The sequence below is a fragment of the Ignicoccus islandicus DSM 13165 genome (assembly GCF_001481685.1).
GTDB lineage: Archaea > Thermoproteota > Thermoprotei_A > Sulfolobales > Ignicoccaceae > Ignicoccus > Ignicoccus islandicus.
In genome coordinates this window covers 1,068,135-1,085,735 of the sequence record NZ_CP006867.1, presented here as the reverse complement: position 1 = coordinate 1,085,735, position 17,601 = coordinate 1,068,135, and the positions used below count along the sequence as shown (strand labels likewise).

Below are 17,601 nucleotides of genomic sequence, written 5' to 3'. Positions count from 1 at the left end.
TGAGGAACGATGTATGGAGCTTTCTTCCCGATAGGCATGGTAGCCTTCCTACTAGGTATGGCGAACAACTACACCTTGGCGATAAACGGAACTATCGCCTTCTTGTTAAACAACCAGCTAGGCGTTAGCACGCAGATACCTCTTCCTGGAGCTGCCCTATGCGCCTTCCCATACGAAGGCGAAGCCGTAATAGCTTACGCTAACGGTCCTAATACCTCCTTCTTGATGATAGATAATAGAGGCGTTACGAAGGACCTAAACTTTAGCCTAAAGGGAGCGGTCAAAGCTTGCGCAAGTTATAACGGTGCTATAATACTGCTAAGCGAGTATAACAACACCTTATCCCTAGGAGTATACGTACTGGATGAAGGAAATAATACCATGGTCGAGGTCACTGAACTAAAGCCCGTAAAGGACGCAACGGGAGTAGTAATCACTTCCAAGTACGACGCTGTTTACGGCCCCAGCGGCTTCTACGTTTACACTAACGAGAACGCAGTCAAGGTCTTCGATGGTAACGTAGTGAAGGCGAGGGGCTACGATAACCTAGCCTTGATGGTACTCAAGGACGGTAGCGTAGTGCTTTTCAACGTCGAAACGGGAGAGAAGCTACTCCAACTACCTCTAGTGCTAACCCCAGAATACGGAAAGGCTGCTGACGCGTTACTAATAGAAGCGAACGGCACCAACAGTAAGGTCTTGATAGCGTTTAGAGGTGGAAAGGTGGGTCTAAGGCTCTTCAAGGGAACCGCAGAGGTCCTTTCAATTAATGTAGACAACGCTTGCTTAATTGAGAGAAGCGGCGACTACGTTGCTGCGCTAATAAACGATAAGAACCTAGGCAGAGGAGTAGCTCTATTCCCTTACGCTTGGTTTGAGAAGTAGCTTTTTTGATGTGCTTTCACTTACGCACGATCTTTTTACCCGTGTTTTTCGCTAACCGAATGGGAAATCGTTTTGAATTACGCAATCGAAGTTAAGGACTTGAGGAAGCGATTCGGCTTCATAGAGGCCCTTAAAGGCATAACTTTCTATGTTAAAGAAGGTGAGAAGTTCGGCTTCCTAGGTCCTAACGGAGCTGGAAAGAGTACCACTATACACATCTTAACGACTTTACTCAAACCCGACGAAGGAGAAGTCAAAATACTAGGTCACAAACTTCCGGAAGAGGCAAAGCAGGTTAGGAAGTTAATAGGGGTGGTGTTTCAAGATCCCGCTTTAGACAATTACCTTAGCGCGTATGAAAACTTGTATATACACGGTAGGCTTTACGGGCTCAAGGGGAGCGAACTACGTGAAAGGATAATTGAGTCCCTCAAGTTCTTTGACCTCTACGAACATAAGGATAGGATAGTAATGTTCTTTTCTGGGGGAATGAGGAGGAGGCTTGAAATTGCCAGAGCCTTGATGCATAAACCCAAAGTACTCTTCTTGGACGAACCAACTGTAGGCTTAGATCCTCAATCTAGAGCAAAGGTGTGGGAGTACATTGAAAGGGTTAATAAGGAATATGGAATAACTATCTTCCTAACCACTCACTATATGGACGAAGCCGACAAGCTATGCGATAGAATAGCTATCATCGACCACGGTCGAATAATTGCGCAAGGAACGCCCGATGAGCTTAAGAGAATGGTCGGTAAGGAGGTGATTTACGTTAAAACGGAACTTCCTCCCAAATGTCCAGAAGGGTTCGACTGTGAAACTAAGGGTAATCAAGCAATAGTTAAAGCAGACAATGCGGCGAAGATCTTGCCAGAACTAATAGAACTCATGAAACCATACAAAATATTGGAAGTAAATCTCAAGAAACCTACTTTGGACGACGTTTTCCTAGCCCTTACCGGAAGGGAGCTGAGGGACGAGCTAGGGTCTGCTCCCGTGTTACCGTTTAGGAGGTGGTAGCGATGGACGCGTTCATCGCTATGTTCTATAGGCAATTAAAGAGGTTCCTCAGGGCCAAGGTTCGCGTCGTAATGACAGTTGCTATGCCAATAATATGGATAGCGTTTTACGGCATAGGTTGGGCGTCTACCTTAAACTTCCCTGGGATAGAAATGATCTTAGGGACCGACTATCTATCGTTTATGATCCCCGGTGTAATTTCCATGACAATCTTCATTTCATCGTTTATGTCCGGAATGGCCGTTATATGGGACAAGCAGTTCGGTTTCTTGAAAGAGGTCTTGGTGGCCCCTACTCCTCGCTGGCAAAGCATTGCGGGAAGGATATTCGGCGATTCCGTTGTTGCTCTTATTCAAGGAATAGTGTTGGCCCTATTGGGCTTCGCGGTCGCGCCTCAGCTTCAGTTACAAGGCCTGCCAGTAGTCGCCTTGGCTTCCTTCTTGACGGCCATAGGTTTCGCGTCCTTAGGTATAGCAATAGCTTCCTCAAAAGCGTTCAAGAGCGTGGAAGCTTTCCAAGGTTTGGTTAACATACTGATGATGCCCTTGATATTCGCTTCCGGAGCATTCTTCCCATTGATGAACGTGCCAGATTGGTTCAAGGTAATTTCATACTTAGATCCGCTAACGTACTCTACGGACGCAATGAGGGGAGCCCTTGCGAACGTGTATCAATTTAGTTTATTGGAAGACTTCGTAGCGTTGCTCGCGTTCTCGGCGATCTCGTTAATAGTTGCTATAAGGACGTTCGAGAGGAGCACATTAGATTAATATCCCAGTATTTAACTGATTTCCGGTGCGTTCATGAAAGGAATGGTCGCAGCTGTAGGCTTCGACGAGAGACCGTTCCTTCATTGCCTCTTGGAAGCTTTCAGGAGGAAGTCCGTTCCGGAAAAGGCCGTGTTGCTCGTTCCGATAACCAAGGATAAGAGGAACGAAACAGTAATGGCTAACCTAAAGGACCTACTTAGAGGCTTCAATATAGATATCGAAGTAAAGGAGCTGGATCCCTTCGATCTGCTTTCATCGATAGCGTCCGTATACGATTCGATAAGGGAGTTTGAGGAGGTCGTTGCTTGTCTCTCTGGCGGGATGAGGGCCCTCGTCCTAGCCATATACACTGCTCTGTTATCGCTTCCAATGGAAGTGCACCCTAACGTTAAGCTCTACTTGGAGATAGAGGGAGATCCCACTTCCGGTAAGGTCTACGCTCTAGACGAGATAAGCTCGCATTTACTAGGGCTCTATGGTAGGAAGGACGTAAGGGCTCGCATAATAGAAATAGTTAAAAAGGTTAATGAGGAAGGTAGGGGAGCAACGTTCTCAGACATTCACAAGGTACTTAAGAAAGAGAGATCTAAAGCAACTATTCATAAAACTTTGGAAAAGCTTGTCGAAGAAGGCATATTAGTGAGGAATGGCGAAGGCGAATACTACTTATCGTGGCTCAAGAAGAACAACTGAGTTTTACCTTCCGCGCGTCCAACGATTTGTTCGGAGAAGGCGAGTTGAGGATCCTCGTTCTCGGGGGTGCCGGCTTAACTGGCTCGAAAGTAGTAAGCGAGGCTTCGAGGAAGGGATACGAGGTATACGCTACCTATAGGAACACGCCTCCACCTCCCTCTTCGAAAGCCGTTTGGATAAGGACGGACGTCGACGAACCCGAATCTATAAGGAAGCTCTTGGACGAAGTTAAGCCAGATGCCGTAATAGATATGCACGCTTTCAATAAAGTCGATGATTGCGAAGACGTTGGAAAAGAACAATGTTGGAAAACCAATGCCGTTTCCCCGGGTCTCTGGGCCAAGGAGTGTTCGAGGAGGGGCGTGAAGTACTTAACTGTAAGTACAGACTTTGTGTTCGATGGAGAGAATCCGCCTTATTCAGAGGATTCAATTCCTAGACCGCTCTCCCAATACGCAGTTAGTAAGCTCGTAGGCGAACAAAGGGCCCTCTTGGAGGGAGCTATAGTGTTGAGAACTGCTGTAGTTTACGACGCAGACAAGAGAAGTAAGTTCCCGGGATGGGTTATAAGGAACGTAATGGAAGGTAAGAGAATAGGCGTCTTCGTCGATCAGTGGAACAATCCAACGCTGGCTAGGGACTTGGCTCACGCCTCTATTCTAGCTATAGAGGAACTTAAGGGACCTATTCTACTTCACGCCGTTGGAAGGGAGTGCGCAAGCAGATACTCGTTCGCTATGGAAATAGTGAGGGTCCTAGGTTTAGACGAGGACCTATTGGAAGCGACGTGTTCGTGTAGGGTTAATCAGAAGGCTAAGAGGCCACATAAGGCGTGTTTAAAGACTACGAAAATAGAAGACGTGTTAGGTTTCGTACCAAGGGGGTATAGGGAGGCTCTGAGGGACGTAAGTTCAGAGCTCAAAGAGGTCTGGATGAGTTAGGTGTTCCATTACCTTTTCGTGAGGGAACTTCATATTAAGTGGATTGATGAATTCTTCTATCTCCTTAAGCCTCTCCTCCAAGGGACTCACCGTATAGCAGAACGAAAAATCAGTATATATTTGTTTATATTCCACTGATCCTTATTTCGCACGATCCGTTCTGCGAACCGCACTTAGTTACTTCGACGTTTACCTCTGCACTAGCCAATCCGAACTTGCCGGCGGGAGAGATAGCCTTTACCTTCTTACCCGTTTCGGCCTCAACTAATCCTGCTAACATCGCTATTGGTACCATGCACCTTTGAGGGTTCAAATTACGTAGGTTCGCTAAGGGACAGTTATCCATCTCTATTACTATCTGATTACCCTCTTTCCTTATCTTAGTATTGCCTATCTTACCGAAGATTTGGCTCAGTGTCTCCTCGAGGGTATAGCCCTTAGCGTTCTCAAGGAAAAGCTTCTTACTATTGTCTTTAATTACCTTGTAAAGTATGTACTTGGAAGGGCCTTCGTCCGTTAATTTAGATAGTTCGTCAAGTAGGTGGACGGCTACGAACTCTTCTATTCTTTCGTCGGCCCTATCCAGTTCTTCTTCGAGACCTCGGGAAAGTACGTGGCGAAAGAACACCAAGGCTGCACCCGTTCTTCTATAACGTCATTTTCCATGTTAAGTGGAAGCTTCGATTTTGTCCCCCCCCCCCCGCCACCACTTTTGGTTAGCTAACTAGTTAATAGGGGTTAGAGATCGGAACTTCTCGACTGGTCTGTCTTACTCAGTTTGGCTTCAGAAGGAAAAATTTTTATACGTATACTAGTTTCAGTTTACTCCTAAATTATATTCCGTTACGCAACTAACTGAAAATGGAATGAGGTTAACGAGGAACCCACCAGAGGAACGGGAACGCTATTAGAGCGACGTATCCCAAGTAAGGTATCTTTATTGGGTGACCGAAGAGCTCCAATACCTTACCAGCGACCCTTCCTTGAGGTACCCCGGGGAGAGGCGTCCCGTTCTTGCAATCGACGAACTGATCTAGCCACCAGTCAGTTCCGGGATTGTTATCTCCTTTCGTAACGAAGTAGTAAGTACTGCCTTCCTTTACTACCTTTATAACTCTGTGAATAATGTACGGTCCTTGACAAGAGTGGTAAACTATAATGTCTCCGACCTTAATGTTCTCAGGCTTCGAGCCTATTACTATTACCAGATCGCCTCTCTCTAAAGTAGGTAACATGGAACCGGAAGCGACGGCTGCAATAGGTATCTCTGTGTTAAATAAGAACTTCAGAACGGTCAGTATTACTACAGCCTCTACTATTGCCTTACCCCATTCAATTGCTTCCTTCTTCGCGTCTCTCGCCAATCTCAGTTTCACCTAGCTACCAGATCGCGGGGACAGTTAAGACGAATAATCCTGTAGCAATCGCTATTGCTATCCTCGAGGGCCTTTCGAAAGGATCCGTAACGTATTGGAATGGCCTAATTACTAATGGCGAAAGGAACGTAGAAATGGCGTATCCGAAGGTCGCAGTTGCCATTAGCTGGTCCTTTAAGCCGATAGTAATTGGTATCACGAACGATATCCATGAGAGGGGAAGCTCACCGAAGACGAACCAACCTGGTGAGAACGGGTAGGGAATCAATTGGAAAGGCAACGATATCACGTAAGCTAGCACTCCCATAGCAACTGGGTTCGGAGTAGTTACGAAGAAGGAGAGCGCTAAGGGCGCGACTTTAACGTTTTGGACTTCCGGGACCCTAATTACTACTTCCATTTCTCTAAATGAGTATAATATCGCTAATGCAACGAGTAGACCCGCTATTAGAGAGGCCGTTGATATGAAGGAAGCTCTCCTTCTGTTAACTAAGGGCTTCGTCGGAACGAAACTGGGCAAGAGAGCCGGTATTGGCGATGGTACCGGTAAGAGGGTCAGCGAAACCGGTGAGCGCTGCAACAGAGCGAACGCTAGGAAACACAAGGATTGAACTAGCAATGGAGTTAATGCACCGAAAACGAACCAAAATAAGGCGCTAACGAAGTTGAAGTTAGTGTTTTGCGAGAAGGCGTATGCCATTGAAGAGGAGAAATAGAAGTAAAGGACAATTGATATTATCGAGGCGTAAAACGGAGGTACTTGAAGTTCCGGTTCCTTGAGAAGCACGAAATGAGAGAACTTAGTGCCAACGAACCTCCTGAATTCCTTGCACTCCTTCAGTTCTCTAAGACCTACTAAGTACTCGCCTTCGCCGACGCCTATGGGCTCACATGAGCTCGGGTAGGTCTCCGTATACTTCTTTCTGTGCTTTGAGAAGCCAGTCAATTGGTATCCTCTGTTCCTTTCCTCCCATAGTTCTCCTTCTAATTGTTATCGGTAATAGTCCTCTCTTCAGCTCTTCCCTGGCTATGTTAATTGGATCTTTATTTTCTATATTCGAGACATCTATTAAGGGCGGTGCGCCGATTGAGAGTTGGAGTGCCCTAACGCCTATTATAGCGGCCCTTTCGAACTTAGTTAACTTAGGGGGTCCGAGGGAAATTAGCTTGTAATACTCCCCTTCCAAAGGCTTCTTCCCCAAAGGGCCTAATACTGGTCGTTCATATGCTTATACGGAGTTACGCCTTGAAGATATGTTTAGTCGGCTTCGGTAGACTAGGTTCCGCCATTGGGAAGAGGCTTAAACGCTTTTACGAAATGAAGGTCTCCACCTTACCTCCCACGGACGAGTTGGCCAGAAAGGAGGGCCTGGAAGTAGTTGATTTGAAGACGTGCATTAATTTCGGTGACGTGGTAATAGTTTCAGTGGAACCTTCGGCGATGGACTCCGTCTTGAGTCAAATGGAGGGACTTGAGAAACCGCTCATATCTACAGCCGCGCTCTACGGATTGAAGGAAATTAGGAGGAAGGTAAAGTGTGGTTACAGAACTATGCCTTCAGTTACAGTGGAAATAGGAAAGTCGCCGGTACTCGTTAGCGAAAGGGGCGGTTGTAACGACGAAGCAGTTGAAGAGATTCTAAGTAAGCTCGGGAAGCCCATATGGGTCAAGGAAGAGGTATTAGACGCTGCCCTCCCGGTAGTCGGATCAGGACCTGCTATTCACTCGCTCTACTATAACTCCCTAGTTGAGGCATTGGTCTACGCGGGCGTAGACAGGAAGCTAGCGGAGGAAATGGTCAAGGAATCAGTAATTGGAACTATGGAGTTCTTAAAGAAGTACGATCCGCTTGAAGTGAGGGCAAGGGTCGAAACGCCCGGTGGCATTACCGTTAAGATGACCGTGGAGTTAGAGAAAGAAGGCGTTTTCGGGTCTTTATCGAAAATTGTAGGGGAAACTGGGAGGGAACTCAGAACTCGTCGATGACGTCTTCCTCCTCTTCCTCGTCTGGCGGGAGCTCCCTTATCCACATCTCCCTTCTCAGTAACTCTCTAATTGCGACCCTTATTGCCTCGCTTCTAGAGGTGAACCTACCCTTCTTTACTAATTCGTCTATCGCTTCCACGTAAGCTTCGGGCATCTTAACAGTTACCAACCTCACCGTCCGCACCGCTATTACCTAGGTATGATAAAACTTTTAAAGGGGTTAAGCAAGTATTCAATTACCTAAACCATTTTCTAATTAGCTCTTCTTCTATTGGATGTAACTTAGGTGAGGGGAACACCATTAGATGAGGTGGTTCGCCTAAGTCCAACTTCGCGGCCTCCTCCAAGGTAACTAACCTTATCTCTTCGCTCTCCCAACAGAGTCTAGCCATAGCTATTACCATCCTATCTTTCATTGTAGAATCGCCCTTCCTCTCTGACTCTTCTAAGAGGAGCCTCGCTGCCTCAGATACTTTCATGGACCTATCGTAACCAGTCTCTAGAAGTACTATAGTATGCAAGTTGAGTTCGTCGTTGTCCTTAATTGCTAAGTAAACCGACTCGCTGAAATTTATTCCCTCTCTAGGGTACATCATTGTAACAACTCTACCGAACCTATATTGGGAAAGCCCGCTCTTGGTTCTGGCAACTTGGAGCGCGGAAATACCGGGCACTACCTTCGCTTCGTAGCCCCTTTCCAATGCGTCTAGCAGTAAGCTCGAGTGGGTGGTAGCAGCGAGTGGATCTCCAGCCACGACCAAGGCGACGTCGCGTTTGTCGCTTAAGAAATCGCTTTCCAAGTCGCTCCTGTAAGCTGGTTTGACGTCGGTTCGATGCCTTCTCAAGCATTCCAAGAGACCCCCTTCGTAGATGCTAGTATACAAATCGGCGTAAACTTCCTCGTACGTTCGTATAACCTCTAACGCTTCGGGCGTCAATTGCTTGCAAGTCAGTCCAGCGCCTACCAAAGCGAACCTCAATTTCCCTAAGCACCGTCCCGAGAACCCGAGCAGAGACTAATTCAGTAACGGTTCGCTTCAGTTTAATATTTTTCTTCGCTGAAAGCGCTGGAGATAGGCGTTGTGCGACTTAAGGGAGCTGGAGAGGGTAATTGAGGAGAGGTATTTCGAACAAGATTGGAATAGAGGCGTTAGTTGGACCTTCTTGTGGTTTATCGAAGAGATAGGTGAGCTCAGTGAGGCCATCTTGAAGAAGAAGAGGGAGAAAATAGAGGAGGAAATGGCAGACGTATTGGCCTGGTTGCTATCGATCGCCAACGTCTTAGGGATAGACTTATGTGAGGCGTTTCGAAAGAAGTACCTAAAGCGAACCAATACGTGAGTTTCCAAGGAAGAATTTTACTTAAAGGAGGTTAGAGTTACTTGGATCGAAATTGAAGGAGTTCTTCGAACCCTCCTCAATTGCCGTGGTGGGCGCTACACCTAAAGTCCCGAAACCTGGATACGTCATACTTACCAACTTAAAGCGTTCATTCAAGGGAAGGCTCTACGCAGTAAACCCTAAATATGAGAAAGTACTGGGAGTGCCTTGCTATAAATCTCTTAGAGAAATACCGGACAACGTGGACTTAGCTGTAGTCGTCGTTCCAACCCACGCAGTTGAGAAAGTAGTTGATGACGCAATAGCCAAAGGCGTAAAGGCAGTAATTATTATCACCGCAGGGTTCTCTGAGGTAGGTAACAAAGAGCTCGAGAAAAGAGTAACCTCTAAACTCAGGGCTAACGGAATAAGGGTAATTGGCCCCAACTGCTTAGGGGTGTACTACGGAAGGACCGGCGTAGATACGTTCTTCTTTAGGGAACCCGGCACTCCAAGGCCTCCGCTCTCCGATACAGCGATAATAAGCCAGAGCGGGGCTCTGGCAGCTTCCATACTGGATTGGGCATCGGTAGAGGGCATAGGAATCGGTGCGGCGGTTAGCTTAGGCAATAAGGCCGACGTTAACGAGGTTGAGGTAATGGAATATTTGGCCTCTAAGGAATTCAATAAGTTCTTACTCTATGTCGAAGGTCTAAGAGCTGGCGAAGGAGAGGAGTTCCTAGCGACCTTGGCTGAGCTTAGCTCCATTGGGAAGAGGATAGGGATTTACAAGGGCGGTAGAACGAAGGCCTCTGAGAGGGCGGTCTCCTCCCACACTGCTTCCGTTGCGGGCGATTACAAAGTGTACAGAGACCTAGTTTCGGAGTACGGCGCAATAGCTTTAGAGGACTTCACTGAGGTAGTTTCGTTCCTCTCCGCGTTCCAATACTCGCCCCCGCTTAGAGGAACGAGAGCATTGGTGGTCACCGATGCCGGCGGCGTAGGGGTTATGTTAGCCGACGCGCTTCCTTTGGATCTCCCGAGGCCCGTTAGCGTGGAACTAGAAAGCAAACTTCCGGATTACGTTAAGCTGAACAACCCTATGGACGTTGGGGGAGACGCCGATGACGAGAGGTATAGGTTGGTACTGGAGTACTTGGCACCTAAGTACGACTTAGTAATAGTGGTAGCGCTAATGGAATCGCCAGCAACTACTCTCTATTTAGCCGATATAGTTAAAGAGAGCATGGAAGCTACTGGCAAACCTCACTTGCTGCTTTCGTTCGGTGGTGTAATGAGTAATGCCTTGGAAAAGAGGGCCAGGGAATTAGGGATACCCTTCTCTAAGAGCGTCGACGAAGCCGTAGCTTTCTCTAGGTTACTACTAAAGGAAATGACCTCGAGGAAACTATTGGAGGTGAGGACTAAGTGCTATTGAGACCCTCGGAATCATTGAAGATCGCGGAAGAGCTAGGTATACCGGTCCCCGAATGGAGCAAAGACCCCTCCATTGGGGCTCCAGCTTACGTCAAGGCCGACGTACCTCTACCTCACAAGACGGAGGCGAAGGCGGTTACGTTCGCGGAAAGCGAGGAAGAGCTCAAGAGGGCCTTCGACCTCCTGAAGGAAAGGTACGGCGAGGTTATAGTTCAAAGAGCCGTTAAAGGCGACTTGGAGCTGTTGGTCTCAAGCAAACTAGACGAGGTGTTCGGAAGGGTCGCAGTAATTGCAATGGGTGGGATATACGCTAGCCTTATCAGAGAGGCAATAGTAACTAAGTGCCCTGTATGCGAGGAACTGGTCCGGTTGAAGCTTGCAAACTCTAAGATAGGGCAAGTAATGAGGTACAGGAAGAAGTTAAACGAGGAATGCGTAGTCGACGTTATTAAGAAGTTATGCTTAACTGACGCGAAAACTTTCGAGGTAAACCCTCTTATTGTATCTGAGGAAAATTGCTGGGCCGTTGACGTTAAGGTATGGATTTAGTCCTTAATCTTTTCGTAGTACTCCCTTATTCTCACGTTCGCTTCCACGGGCAACACAACTATCCTCCCATCGCCGGGGCTCCCGGTGTAAGCCCCTTTAGTAATGGCCTTTATCGCCTTCTCAACTTCATCGTCCTCCAATATGAGCTCTAATTGCAGCTTCGGAATGAATTCTATTGTTACCGGTACGCCCCTGTAGCTTAGCGTAACTCCCTTTTGACTACCTCTACCCTTTACTTCAATGATAGTCATTGGGTATATCCCGACCTTCTCTAATTCCTCCTTTACGTCATCGAGCTTTTCGGGTCTTATGAAGGCTATAACTAACTTAGTCATCTCCCCATCACCTCCTTATATATTATATGCCTCTTCATTCAATTCGGTTAGATCCAAACCTAGCTTCTCTGCCTCCTCCGGAACCCTCCAGCCTATAGTCTTCTCTATTAAGATTGCAATGACGTAAGTCACTGCTATCGAGTAAACTACGCTCGCAATTACACCTATTACTTGTATAACCAATTGAAACGGGTTTCCGAAGAAGAGCCCTGATTTCCCAGCTACTAATGGATTGGCGAAGAGACCAGTAGCTACAGCTCCCCACACACCGCTCATGCCGTGAACTGCCCACGCGTCTAACGTTTCGTCCCATCCTTTAGCTATTCTGAACTTAACCATGTTGTAACTAACTACTGAAGCTAAAGCGCCAATTGCAATAGCTCCCAATACGTCCACGTAACCGGCTGCTGGCGTTATGGCGACCAATCCGGCCACTACTCCGGAAGCGAAGCCCACGGTGCTCACTATACCGTTCTCCATCCTATCTAGGTATGTCCAAGCTAATCCTCCAGCAGCTGCAGCGACTGCAGTAACCAGCCACGCGTTAGCGGCGTCTAAGTTGGCAGCTAAGGCGCTACCGGCGTTGAAGCCTAGCCATCCGAACCACAGTATTCCCGTACCTATTAGTACCAGAGGGATGTTGTGAGGTATTAACTCGACCTTCTTAACGAATTTCCTTTTACCAATTACGAAGCTCAACACGAGAGCAGAGAATCCGGAGCTTATGTGAACTACTAGTCCTCCCGCGAAGTCCAAGGAGTCCATTGATGAGAGCCAGCCGCCTCCCCATACCCAGTGGGCTATTACGCTGTAAACTAGTAAGACCCAAAGGAAACTGAAGGCGAGCCACGCCTCCAGTTTACCTCTCTCAGCAATGGCTGAAGCGATGATCGCTATTGCTATAGCCGCGAACATTCCTTGAAATCCTGCGAATAGTAGGAACGGGACGTCCGTTCCGGGCCACGTTTTTTGGATAAGTTGCGGTAAGAGCGCGAAGTACTGCACAGGATTGCCTATAAATCCAGCTAAATCGCTCCCAAATGCAATACTGAAACCGAACAAGATCCATGTAATTAAGCCTATAGAGAACGCCGAGAACACGTGAAGCATGGTAGATAGGACGTTCCTACTTCTTACTAGACCTCCATAGAACAACGCTAAGCCGGGTACGCTCATGAAGAGTACCATGGAAGACGCGCTCAGTAACCAAGCGGTATTTCCGGCATTTATACCATCCAAACATTTTCACCAATTTCTACTGTAAAATTCGAACAATATGATAAAAGTATCTCGAAATTTGTTTACAAATGTTCAATTTTTCGCGTAAAAATAAGACAATGTTTGGAGTTTTTTAGGAACCGGGGAGCGAATACTGAACGCATTAGGGTACCAACCGCTTCATGTCCCTTGGGAAGCTCGCTGCCAGTCTCACGTTAGGTATTCCAGTTAACGGCACCATTAGCCTCTGAAGCCCCATGCCCCAGCCGGCGTGAGGAGGCATGCCGTAATCGAACCACTTGAGATACCACTCGAAGCTCTGAGGATTGAGTCCCCTAGCTTTCATCTCTTCTTCTAGTTCAGCCCTCTTGTGAATTCTCGTGCTCCCACTGGAGATTTCCAAGTGCTTCCAGTTCAAGTCGAAGCTCTCGCTCAAGTAGATCTCCTTTCCTCCTATCTCTTCCTTGCGTCCCCTCTTTGTATAGAATGGTCTCGCGTCCGCAGGCCACTCTACTATAAAGTAGAATCCACCGGAAGTCTTACCTTCCTTTTCCAAGACCTCGCTTAGCTTCCTTAGTTCGGGCGTACCGAAGTCCTCTCCCGGTTCAATCTCAATTCCCTCTGCCTTCAATATTTCCCATGCTTCCTTATAGGAAATTCTAGGTATAGGCAAGTTTACCTCAGGGGGTTGGTAGTTCAATACCTCCAACCACTTCGAACCCTCGCGCACGAACGCATCTCTAACGTTTTTCACTACGTTCTCAAGAACCTTCATTACGTCTTCGTAATCGGCGAAGGCCATTTCAATGTCAACTGAAATGAACTCCGCTAAGTGGTAAGGAGTATCGCTTTCCTCGTGCCTCCAAGCCGGAGCAATTTCGAAGACGTACTCTAAGCTCGAAGTGAGAAGCTCCTTGTACAACTGGGGACTTTGAGCCAAGAAGGCGTTCTTTCCGAAATAGAAGACGGGAACCATTTGAGCTCCTCCTTCAGTGCCTGAGGCAATTATCTTCGGCGTGAATACTTCGGTGAAGTCTAAGGTATAGAGGTAGCTCCTTATAGCTTTCGTTGCAATGGACACCAATCTTAATACTGCTTGACTCTCCGGTCTCCTTAGGTCTATGGGTCTATTGGAGAGCCTCGTATCTATGTGGGCATCTACTTTACCGCTGACATCGAGCGGCAAGGGGCTCTTAGCTTCGTTCAATATCTCTATTTCCTTACCGGCTATCTCAACTCCTCTAGGCGCCCTTGGATCCCTCCTAACAACGCCCTTGACTGCAACGACGCTTTCTAGCGGGATCTGAGTTACCTTCTTCACTAGTTCCTTCATCCTCTCCTTCTCTTCGTCGCTTGCGTCCTTCGGAACTCGGAAAGTCACTTGAATTAAGCCAGTGTAGTCCCTCAAGACTAAGAAGGCGATCTTCCCTACTCTCCTAACGGAGTGTACCCATCCAGCTATCTTTACTTCCTTCCCTTCCATCTCGGGGGTTATTTCTGATATTTTAAATTCCCTATATTTGGTCTTCAAGCGAAATCACTCCATGGGAAGTGGGATTAAAGGTAATTATTAGAGTAGCGTAAGGTGGACGGGCGCTAAGTATTGATTCCAGTTGGCGATATCAATCCAATAAGAAAGAAGCCGTTGGTAAACACCATTATAATAGCGCTAAACGTACTGGTTTTCGCTGTATTAGAACTGCCTTTGATATTGGCGAACGACGCGCTAGGGTTGAACAGGCTCATTAAGAGTTACGGTATGGTACCTTACTTCGTAGTTAAGGGAAGTCATTTATATACATTGTTTACTCATATGTGGCTCCACGCTAGCATAGATCACATCGTCGGAAACATGCTGTTCTTAGCGATCTTCGGAGATAACGTCGAATCGATACTAGGAAGGTGGAAGTACTTCCTACTGTACATAGTTTCCGGCCTCGTGGCGGTAGCCTTCCACTTGGCCTCAATAGCGCTGTTTCCTAATAGTACGCTTAATCCATACTTGAGCCAGAACCCATGGCTAACCCCGGCCGTAGGCGCCTCTGGAGCGATAAGCGGCGTTCTAGCAGCGTACTTCCTATTTTATCCAAGGGCATTGGTGAAGGTAATAGCATTCGTCCCGTTTCCGTTCCTCTTCCTAGTGCCAGCGGAGTACTTCTTAGGGTTCTGGTTCCTATATCAATTAATAGAAGGAACGTGGAGTCTCTTCGGTGTCCCTAGCGGAGTAGCGTGGTGGGCGCACGTAGGTGGATTCGTGGCTGGAATTAGCTTGGCCTACTTCCTAGTTGACCCGAAGGAAGTGGAGATACATAGGAGGTTAGCTAGGTATAGCATAATAATGGGCAGAGCGTTCTAAATTAACGCTGAGACGGCCTTGAGGAGGAAAACTAAAGATTTGGACTTCATTTCTAATAACGTCTTTAGGTGATTGTCGTATTCAGATACGCTCACTTCCTCGCCATCAACTTTCGAAAAGAAATTCGCGTAGAACCTTTGGGGAGCCTTATGGAGGAACCTAGCAATAGGGGTTTCAGCGTAAAGCCTAGGTACTAACGGGAAGTAAGCTCTTATCGGGTTCTCTATTCTAAGGGGCAGCTCTCTAGCTACGACTGACGTTGGATACAAGCCTCCGCCCGTTAAGGGTTTGTTCAAACCAGCGGCGTCCCCTATGGCGCATACCTTGGAGTTGCAAGGGGCGAGCGATGGCGGACCAGTTAGTATCACTCCACCGTACGTCTTAACGACCTCGCCTTCAACCAGCCCCCTTTCGCGCGCTATTTCCAGTACCTTTCTAGCTAACTCCATTACATTGGCCTTCTTGGGTTCTGAAGCCGTTCCAACCACCGCTTTCCCTTCTAGCATAACGATCCACGCGAAGAAACCTGGAGCGAGAGTCCTATCGAAAATTATGAATGAAGTCCCTGGATACGCCGTTCTCCCCTTTACTTCCAAGTTCAGTCCGTAAACAGTTCTCGACCTATGGGCTATTCCGAGCCCCTTAGAGAGCTCCGCTCTCCAACCTTCCGCAACGAAGACCCTCTCGTAAACTCTTTCATCAACCTTTCCTTTGGGATCGACTCTAAACACCGTCTTCTTTATAAACGAAACTCCGTTTGCCAACGAGCTTTCCAGCAAGTCCCTCTCGAGGTCCCTTCTCCTAAGCTTTACAGTGAAGTCCTTCGGTCCCTTGAGCCAAATGCCATGGAAATCGGAATTGGAAAGAAAATATTCGCTTACATACCCTTCGACGTTCTCCTTGGCTTCGCTTCCTATTAGTTCTACTGCCCTCCTCGAAACTATGCCGGTGCAATGTTCCGGAACTCCTACTTCATCGTGCTCCTCGAACAGATCTACCTTGAAGCCCCTTTCCGATAGCCTCTTTGCTGTTAAGAGGCCTGCGAATCCAGCGCCCACGATTGCTAATTTCAAGTTCCTTCACCGAAAGGCGAGGAACCAAGCAGAAACGGGAGAGGTGCCGCCGCGGGGATTCGAACCCCGGACGACCCGGTCTTCAGCCGGGCGCTCTCCCGCTGAGCTACGGCGGCCTCAATCGTTGAGTCTGATCTAGAGTTTATAAAGTTTACCGTAAATTGTCTCTAAAATAGTATACGACTAATAAAGAATATGTGCAATACGAACATATTAATATTGAACCGGAAAAAGTATATATATCCATTCAAGGTAAATACCCCTTCGAGGCGAGTTCCGATGTCGAGGGAAAAGGTGGCACTAGTATCGCTACTCCTAACCAGCCTGTTATTAGCGGCCGGAATGTCCCAAGAGGACCTAAAGCTATTGACCCAACCGGTGCAACTCGGCCCCAACTGCGATAGCATTATGAAGGTAATTGAGTGGGCCGGAGGAGTTAACAGCATTGACTTGCCGAAAGAGATCCCAATAGGCGCTCCCGCCCCCTTGAGCGGAGCGCTAGGTTCCTTCGCCGTTTCCAACTACAACGCGATAAAGCTAGCGTCGGAGCAAATAAACGCATGTATGGAGAAACTAGGCCTACCTTGGAGGTTCAAGTTCATCCCGGAGGACACTAAGACCGACCCTCAGACTGCAGTTGAAGTGGTCAGGAAGCTAGCGCTACAAGGAGTGAAGATAATCGCCGGTAGGATAACTAGCAGACCAATGGGCTCCCTAATGTATCCAGTTAACGAGGAGCTTCACGTAGTGGTAATGTCCGGAACCAGCACTGCACCTAACCTAAGAATAGAGAACTACAAGAGGTACATATCCAAGACTGGTAAGTCGTACATCTTCTGGGCTATAACTAACGACTTCCTGCAAGGAAACGCGCTAGCAGACCTAGCTCACATGTTAGGATACAAGAAAGTAACCATCATGTACAGGCAAGACGACTACGGCGTAGGTCTAGCGACTGCCTTCAAGTATTACTTCAGCAAGTACGGTGGAACGGTCGTCCTAGTTCCTTACGATCCTAATGCAAGAACGTTCGATGCAGAACTGAGAGTGGCTGCTAGCAGCAAGCCCGACGCAATACTATTCATCTCGTTCGACGAGCTAAAGGTAATACTAAGGCAAGCCGTAACTCTAGGTTTACAGAAGTACCCATGGCTCTTTAGCGAGACTCGTAGAGGAGTAATACTGAACGATCCGTACCTAGCGAAGATAGTGGCCCTCAAGCAAGGCGTCGGTACCGGTCCGGGTGGAAGCGAGGAGTTCGCGAAGCTATACGAGAACAGGTTCGGCATCCCGCCAATGCTTTACGCAGACTACATCTATGACGCCCTATGGTTATCTGCCTTAAGCGTCCTAAAGGCCGGAAAGTACGATGCCGATGCCATAAGGCAAGCTCTGTTAGACGTTGGCGCCTACTTCAAGGGTTACACCGGTCCGAAGAAGTTCAACCCACTAACGCAGGAACCAATGAAGACGAGCTATCACTACTGGACTATAAAGGTAATTAACAACAAGCCCACCGTCGTGAAGATAGGCTTCTGGGACCCCGACACTGGAATTAAAGTATACGAGAAAATAAGTCCCCGCTAAAGCGAAAACTTTTTTGGTAAAGAAGTAGCCAAGTTAATCTGAGGGATCCCCTAC

General features: G+C 47.6%; 21 protein-coding genes and 1 tRNA gene. 11 read left to right on the top strand and 11 right to left on the bottom strand.

The features are described 5' to 3' along the window. Nucleotides 1–9: 9 nt before the first annotated feature. The 5 genes from EYM_RS06050 to EYM_RS06030 all read left to right on the top strand — a co-directional run bounded on the left by EYM_RS06050 (nt 10) and on the right by EYM_RS06030 (nt 4,309). Nucleotides 10–885, top strand: coding sequence for a hypothetical protein (locus tag EYM_RS06050; RefSeq protein ID WP_075050145.1), 876 nt, complete (start codon nt 10–12; stop codon nt 883–885). Nucleotides 886–957: 72 nt separating this feature from the next. Beyond that, the gene (locus tag EYM_RS06045) at nt 958–1,905 is read left to right on the top strand and encodes an ATP-binding cassette domain-containing protein (protein WP_075050144.1); all 948 of its coding nucleotides are present in this window, start codon (nt 958–960) and stop codon (nt 1,903–1,905) included. 2 nt (nt 1,906–1,907) lie between these two features. Beyond that, nucleotides 1,908–2,675, top strand: coding sequence for an ABC transporter permease (locus EYM_RS06040; protein ID WP_075050142.1), 768 nt, complete (start codon nt 1,908–1,910; stop codon nt 2,673–2,675). Nucleotides 2,676–2,708: 33 nt separating this feature from the next. After that, nucleotides 2,709–3,368, top strand: a complete 660-nt coding sequence (locus tag EYM_RS06035) for a hypothetical protein (protein ID WP_075050141.1) — start codon at nt 2,709–2,711, stop codon at nt 3,366–3,368. Between the two features lie 44 nt (nt 3,369–3,412). Next, on the top strand, nt 3,413–4,309 hold the full coding sequence (locus EYM_RS06030; RefSeq protein WP_075050140.1) for an SDR family oxidoreductase: 897 nt from the start codon (nt 3,413–3,415) through the stop codon (nt 4,307–4,309). Between the two features lie 124 nt (nt 4,310–4,433). Here the strand turns inward: EYM_RS06030 and EYM_RS06025 are convergent, their stop codons facing one another. The 4 genes from EYM_RS06025 to EYM_RS06010 all read right to left on the bottom strand — a co-directional run bounded on the left by EYM_RS06025 (nt 4,434) and on the right by EYM_RS06010 (nt 6,872). Beyond that, the gene (locus EYM_RS06025) at nt 4,434–4,937 is read right to left on the bottom strand and encodes a hypothetical protein (protein ID WP_157058788.1); all 504 of its coding nucleotides are present in this window, start codon (nt 4,935–4,937) and stop codon (nt 4,434–4,436) included. A gap of 244 nt (nt 4,938–5,181) precedes the next feature. Further along, nucleotides 5,182–5,673 carry a signal peptidase I gene (locus EYM_RS06020; protein ID WP_168050240.1) on the bottom strand — a complete coding sequence of 164 codons (492 nt, stop codon included), beginning with the start codon at nt 5,671–5,673 and terminating at the stop codon, nt 5,182–5,184. Between the two features lie 16 nt (nt 5,674–5,689). Further along, nucleotides 5,690–6,631: a hypothetical protein gene (locus EYM_RS06015; RefSeq protein WP_075050136.1), complete on the bottom strand. Its 942-nt coding sequence runs from the start codon at nt 6,629–6,631 to the stop codon at nt 5,690–5,692. Next, complete coding sequence (locus EYM_RS06010) at nt 6,573–6,872, bottom strand: DNA-directed RNA polymerase subunit K (RefSeq protein WP_217221074.1); 300 nt, start codon at nt 6,870–6,872, stop codon at nt 6,573–6,575. The genes EYM_RS06015 and EYM_RS06010 overlap by 59 nt, the downstream gene beginning before the upstream one ends. A gap of 59 nt (nt 6,873–6,931) precedes the next feature. Between EYM_RS06010 and EYM_RS06005 the strand changes: the two genes are divergently transcribed. Continuing rightward, nucleotides 6,932–7,672, top strand: a complete 741-nt coding sequence (locus EYM_RS06005) for a pyrroline-5-carboxylate reductase family protein (RefSeq protein WP_075050135.1) — start codon at nt 6,932–6,934, stop codon at nt 7,670–7,672. Here EYM_RS06005 and EYM_RS06000 read toward each other — a convergent pair. Both EYM_RS06000 and dph5 read right to left on the bottom strand, forming a co-directional pair. Further along, nucleotides 7,656–7,847 carry a ribbon-helix-helix domain-containing protein gene (locus EYM_RS06000; protein ID WP_174500661.1) on the bottom strand — a complete coding sequence of 64 codons (192 nt, stop codon included), beginning with the start codon at nt 7,845–7,847 and terminating at the stop codon, nt 7,656–7,658. The two genes, EYM_RS06005 and EYM_RS06000, sit on opposite strands and share 17 nt — an antisense overlap. Before the next feature lie 61 nt (nt 7,848–7,908). Further along, nucleotides 7,909–8,652 (bottom strand): diphthine synthase, encoded by a 744-nt coding sequence (gene dph5, locus EYM_RS05995; protein WP_075050134.1) that lies wholly within the window; start codon nt 8,650–8,652, stop codon nt 7,909–7,911. A 100-nt stretch (nt 8,653–8,752) separates the two neighbouring features. Here dph5 and EYM_RS05990 point away from each other — a divergent pair, with 100 nt between their 5' ends. The 3 genes from EYM_RS05990 to EYM_RS05980 are packed head-to-tail and all read left to right on the top strand — an operon-like array spanning nt 8,753 to nt 10,978. Beyond that, on the top strand, nt 8,753–9,013 hold the full coding sequence (locus tag EYM_RS05990; protein WP_075050133.1) for a MazG nucleotide pyrophosphohydrolase domain-containing protein: 261 nt from the start codon (nt 8,753–8,755) through the stop codon (nt 9,011–9,013). Between the two features lie 52 nt (nt 9,014–9,065). Continuing rightward, nucleotides 9,066–10,430 (top strand): acetate--CoA ligase family protein, encoded by a 1,365-nt coding sequence (locus EYM_RS05985; protein ID WP_075050132.1) that lies wholly within the window; start codon nt 9,066–9,068, stop codon nt 10,428–10,430. Then, nucleotides 10,421–10,978, top strand: coding sequence for an acetate--CoA ligase family protein (locus tag EYM_RS05980; protein ID WP_075050131.1), 558 nt, complete (start codon nt 10,421–10,423; stop codon nt 10,976–10,978). The genes EYM_RS05985 and EYM_RS05980 overlap by 10 nt, the downstream gene beginning before the upstream one ends. On the opposite strand, the gene EYM_RS05975 is transcribed toward EYM_RS05980, so the two are convergent. From EYM_RS05975 to aspS, 3 genes are all read right to left on the bottom strand, one after another. Next, nucleotides 10,975–11,313: a P-II family nitrogen regulator gene (locus EYM_RS05975; protein WP_075050130.1), complete on the bottom strand. Its 339-nt coding sequence runs from the start codon at nt 11,311–11,313 to the stop codon at nt 10,975–10,977. The two genes, EYM_RS05980 and EYM_RS05975, sit on opposite strands and share 4 nt — an antisense overlap. A 15-nt stretch (nt 11,314–11,328) precedes the next feature. After that, nucleotides 11,329–12,552 carry an ammonium transporter gene (locus tag EYM_RS05970; RefSeq protein WP_075050129.1) on the bottom strand — a complete coding sequence of 408 codons (1,224 nt, stop codon included), beginning with the start codon at nt 12,550–12,552 and terminating at the stop codon, nt 11,329–11,331. A 142-nt stretch (nt 12,553–12,694) separates the two neighbouring features. Further along, nucleotides 12,695–14,062, bottom strand: a complete 1,368-nt coding sequence (aspS, locus tag EYM_RS05965) for an aspartate--tRNA(Asn) ligase (RefSeq protein ID WP_075050128.1) — start codon at nt 14,060–14,062, stop codon at nt 12,695–12,697. 72 nt (nt 14,063–14,134) lie between these two features. Between aspS and EYM_RS05960 the strand changes: the two genes are divergently transcribed. Then, nucleotides 14,135–14,887: a rhomboid family intramembrane serine protease gene (locus EYM_RS05960; protein WP_075050127.1), complete on the top strand. Its 753-nt coding sequence runs from the start codon at nt 14,135–14,137 to the stop codon at nt 14,885–14,887. Here the strand turns inward: EYM_RS05960 and EYM_RS05955 are convergent. Both EYM_RS05955 and EYM_RS05950 read right to left on the bottom strand, forming a co-directional pair. Continuing rightward, nucleotides 14,884–15,960: an NAD(P)-binding protein gene (locus EYM_RS05955; RefSeq protein ID WP_075050126.1), complete on the bottom strand. Its 1,077-nt coding sequence runs from the start codon at nt 15,958–15,960 to the stop codon at nt 14,884–14,886. The two genes, EYM_RS05960 and EYM_RS05955, sit on opposite strands and share 4 nt — an antisense overlap. 44 nt (nt 15,961–16,004) lie before the next feature. Next, nucleotides 16,005–16,076, bottom strand: a tRNA-Phe gene (locus EYM_RS05950). Between the two features lie 163 nt (nt 16,077–16,239). Between EYM_RS05950 and EYM_RS05945 the strand changes: the two genes are divergently transcribed. After that, nucleotides 16,240–17,547: an ABC transporter substrate-binding protein gene (locus EYM_RS05945; protein WP_075050125.1), complete on the top strand. Its 1,308-nt coding sequence runs from the start codon at nt 16,240–16,242 to the stop codon at nt 17,545–17,547. Nucleotides 17,548–17,601: the final 54 nt, after the last annotated feature.

Excerpts from the sequence above, each read along its gene's own strand:
- EYM_RS06035 (WP_075050141.1), top strand. The coding sequence starts at position 2,709 with ATGAAAGGAATGGTCGCAGCTGTAGGCTTCGACGAGAGACCGTTCCTT.
- EYM_RS05945 (WP_075050125.1), top strand. The coding sequence starts at position 16,240 with ATGTCGAGGGAAAAGGTGGCACTAGTATCGCTACTCCTAACCAGCCTG.
- EYM_RS06050 (WP_075050145.1), top strand. The coding sequence starts at position 10 with ATGTATGGAGCTTTCTTCCCGATAGGCATGGTAGCCTTCCTACTAGGT.
- EYM_RS05975 (WP_075050130.1), bottom strand. The coding sequence starts at position 11,313 with ATGACTAAGTTAGTTATAGCCTTCATAAGACCCGAAAAGCTCGATGAC.
- EYM_RS06040 (WP_075050142.1), top strand. The coding sequence starts at position 1,908 with ATGGACGCGTTCATCGCTATGTTCTATAGGCAATTAAAGAGGTTCCTC.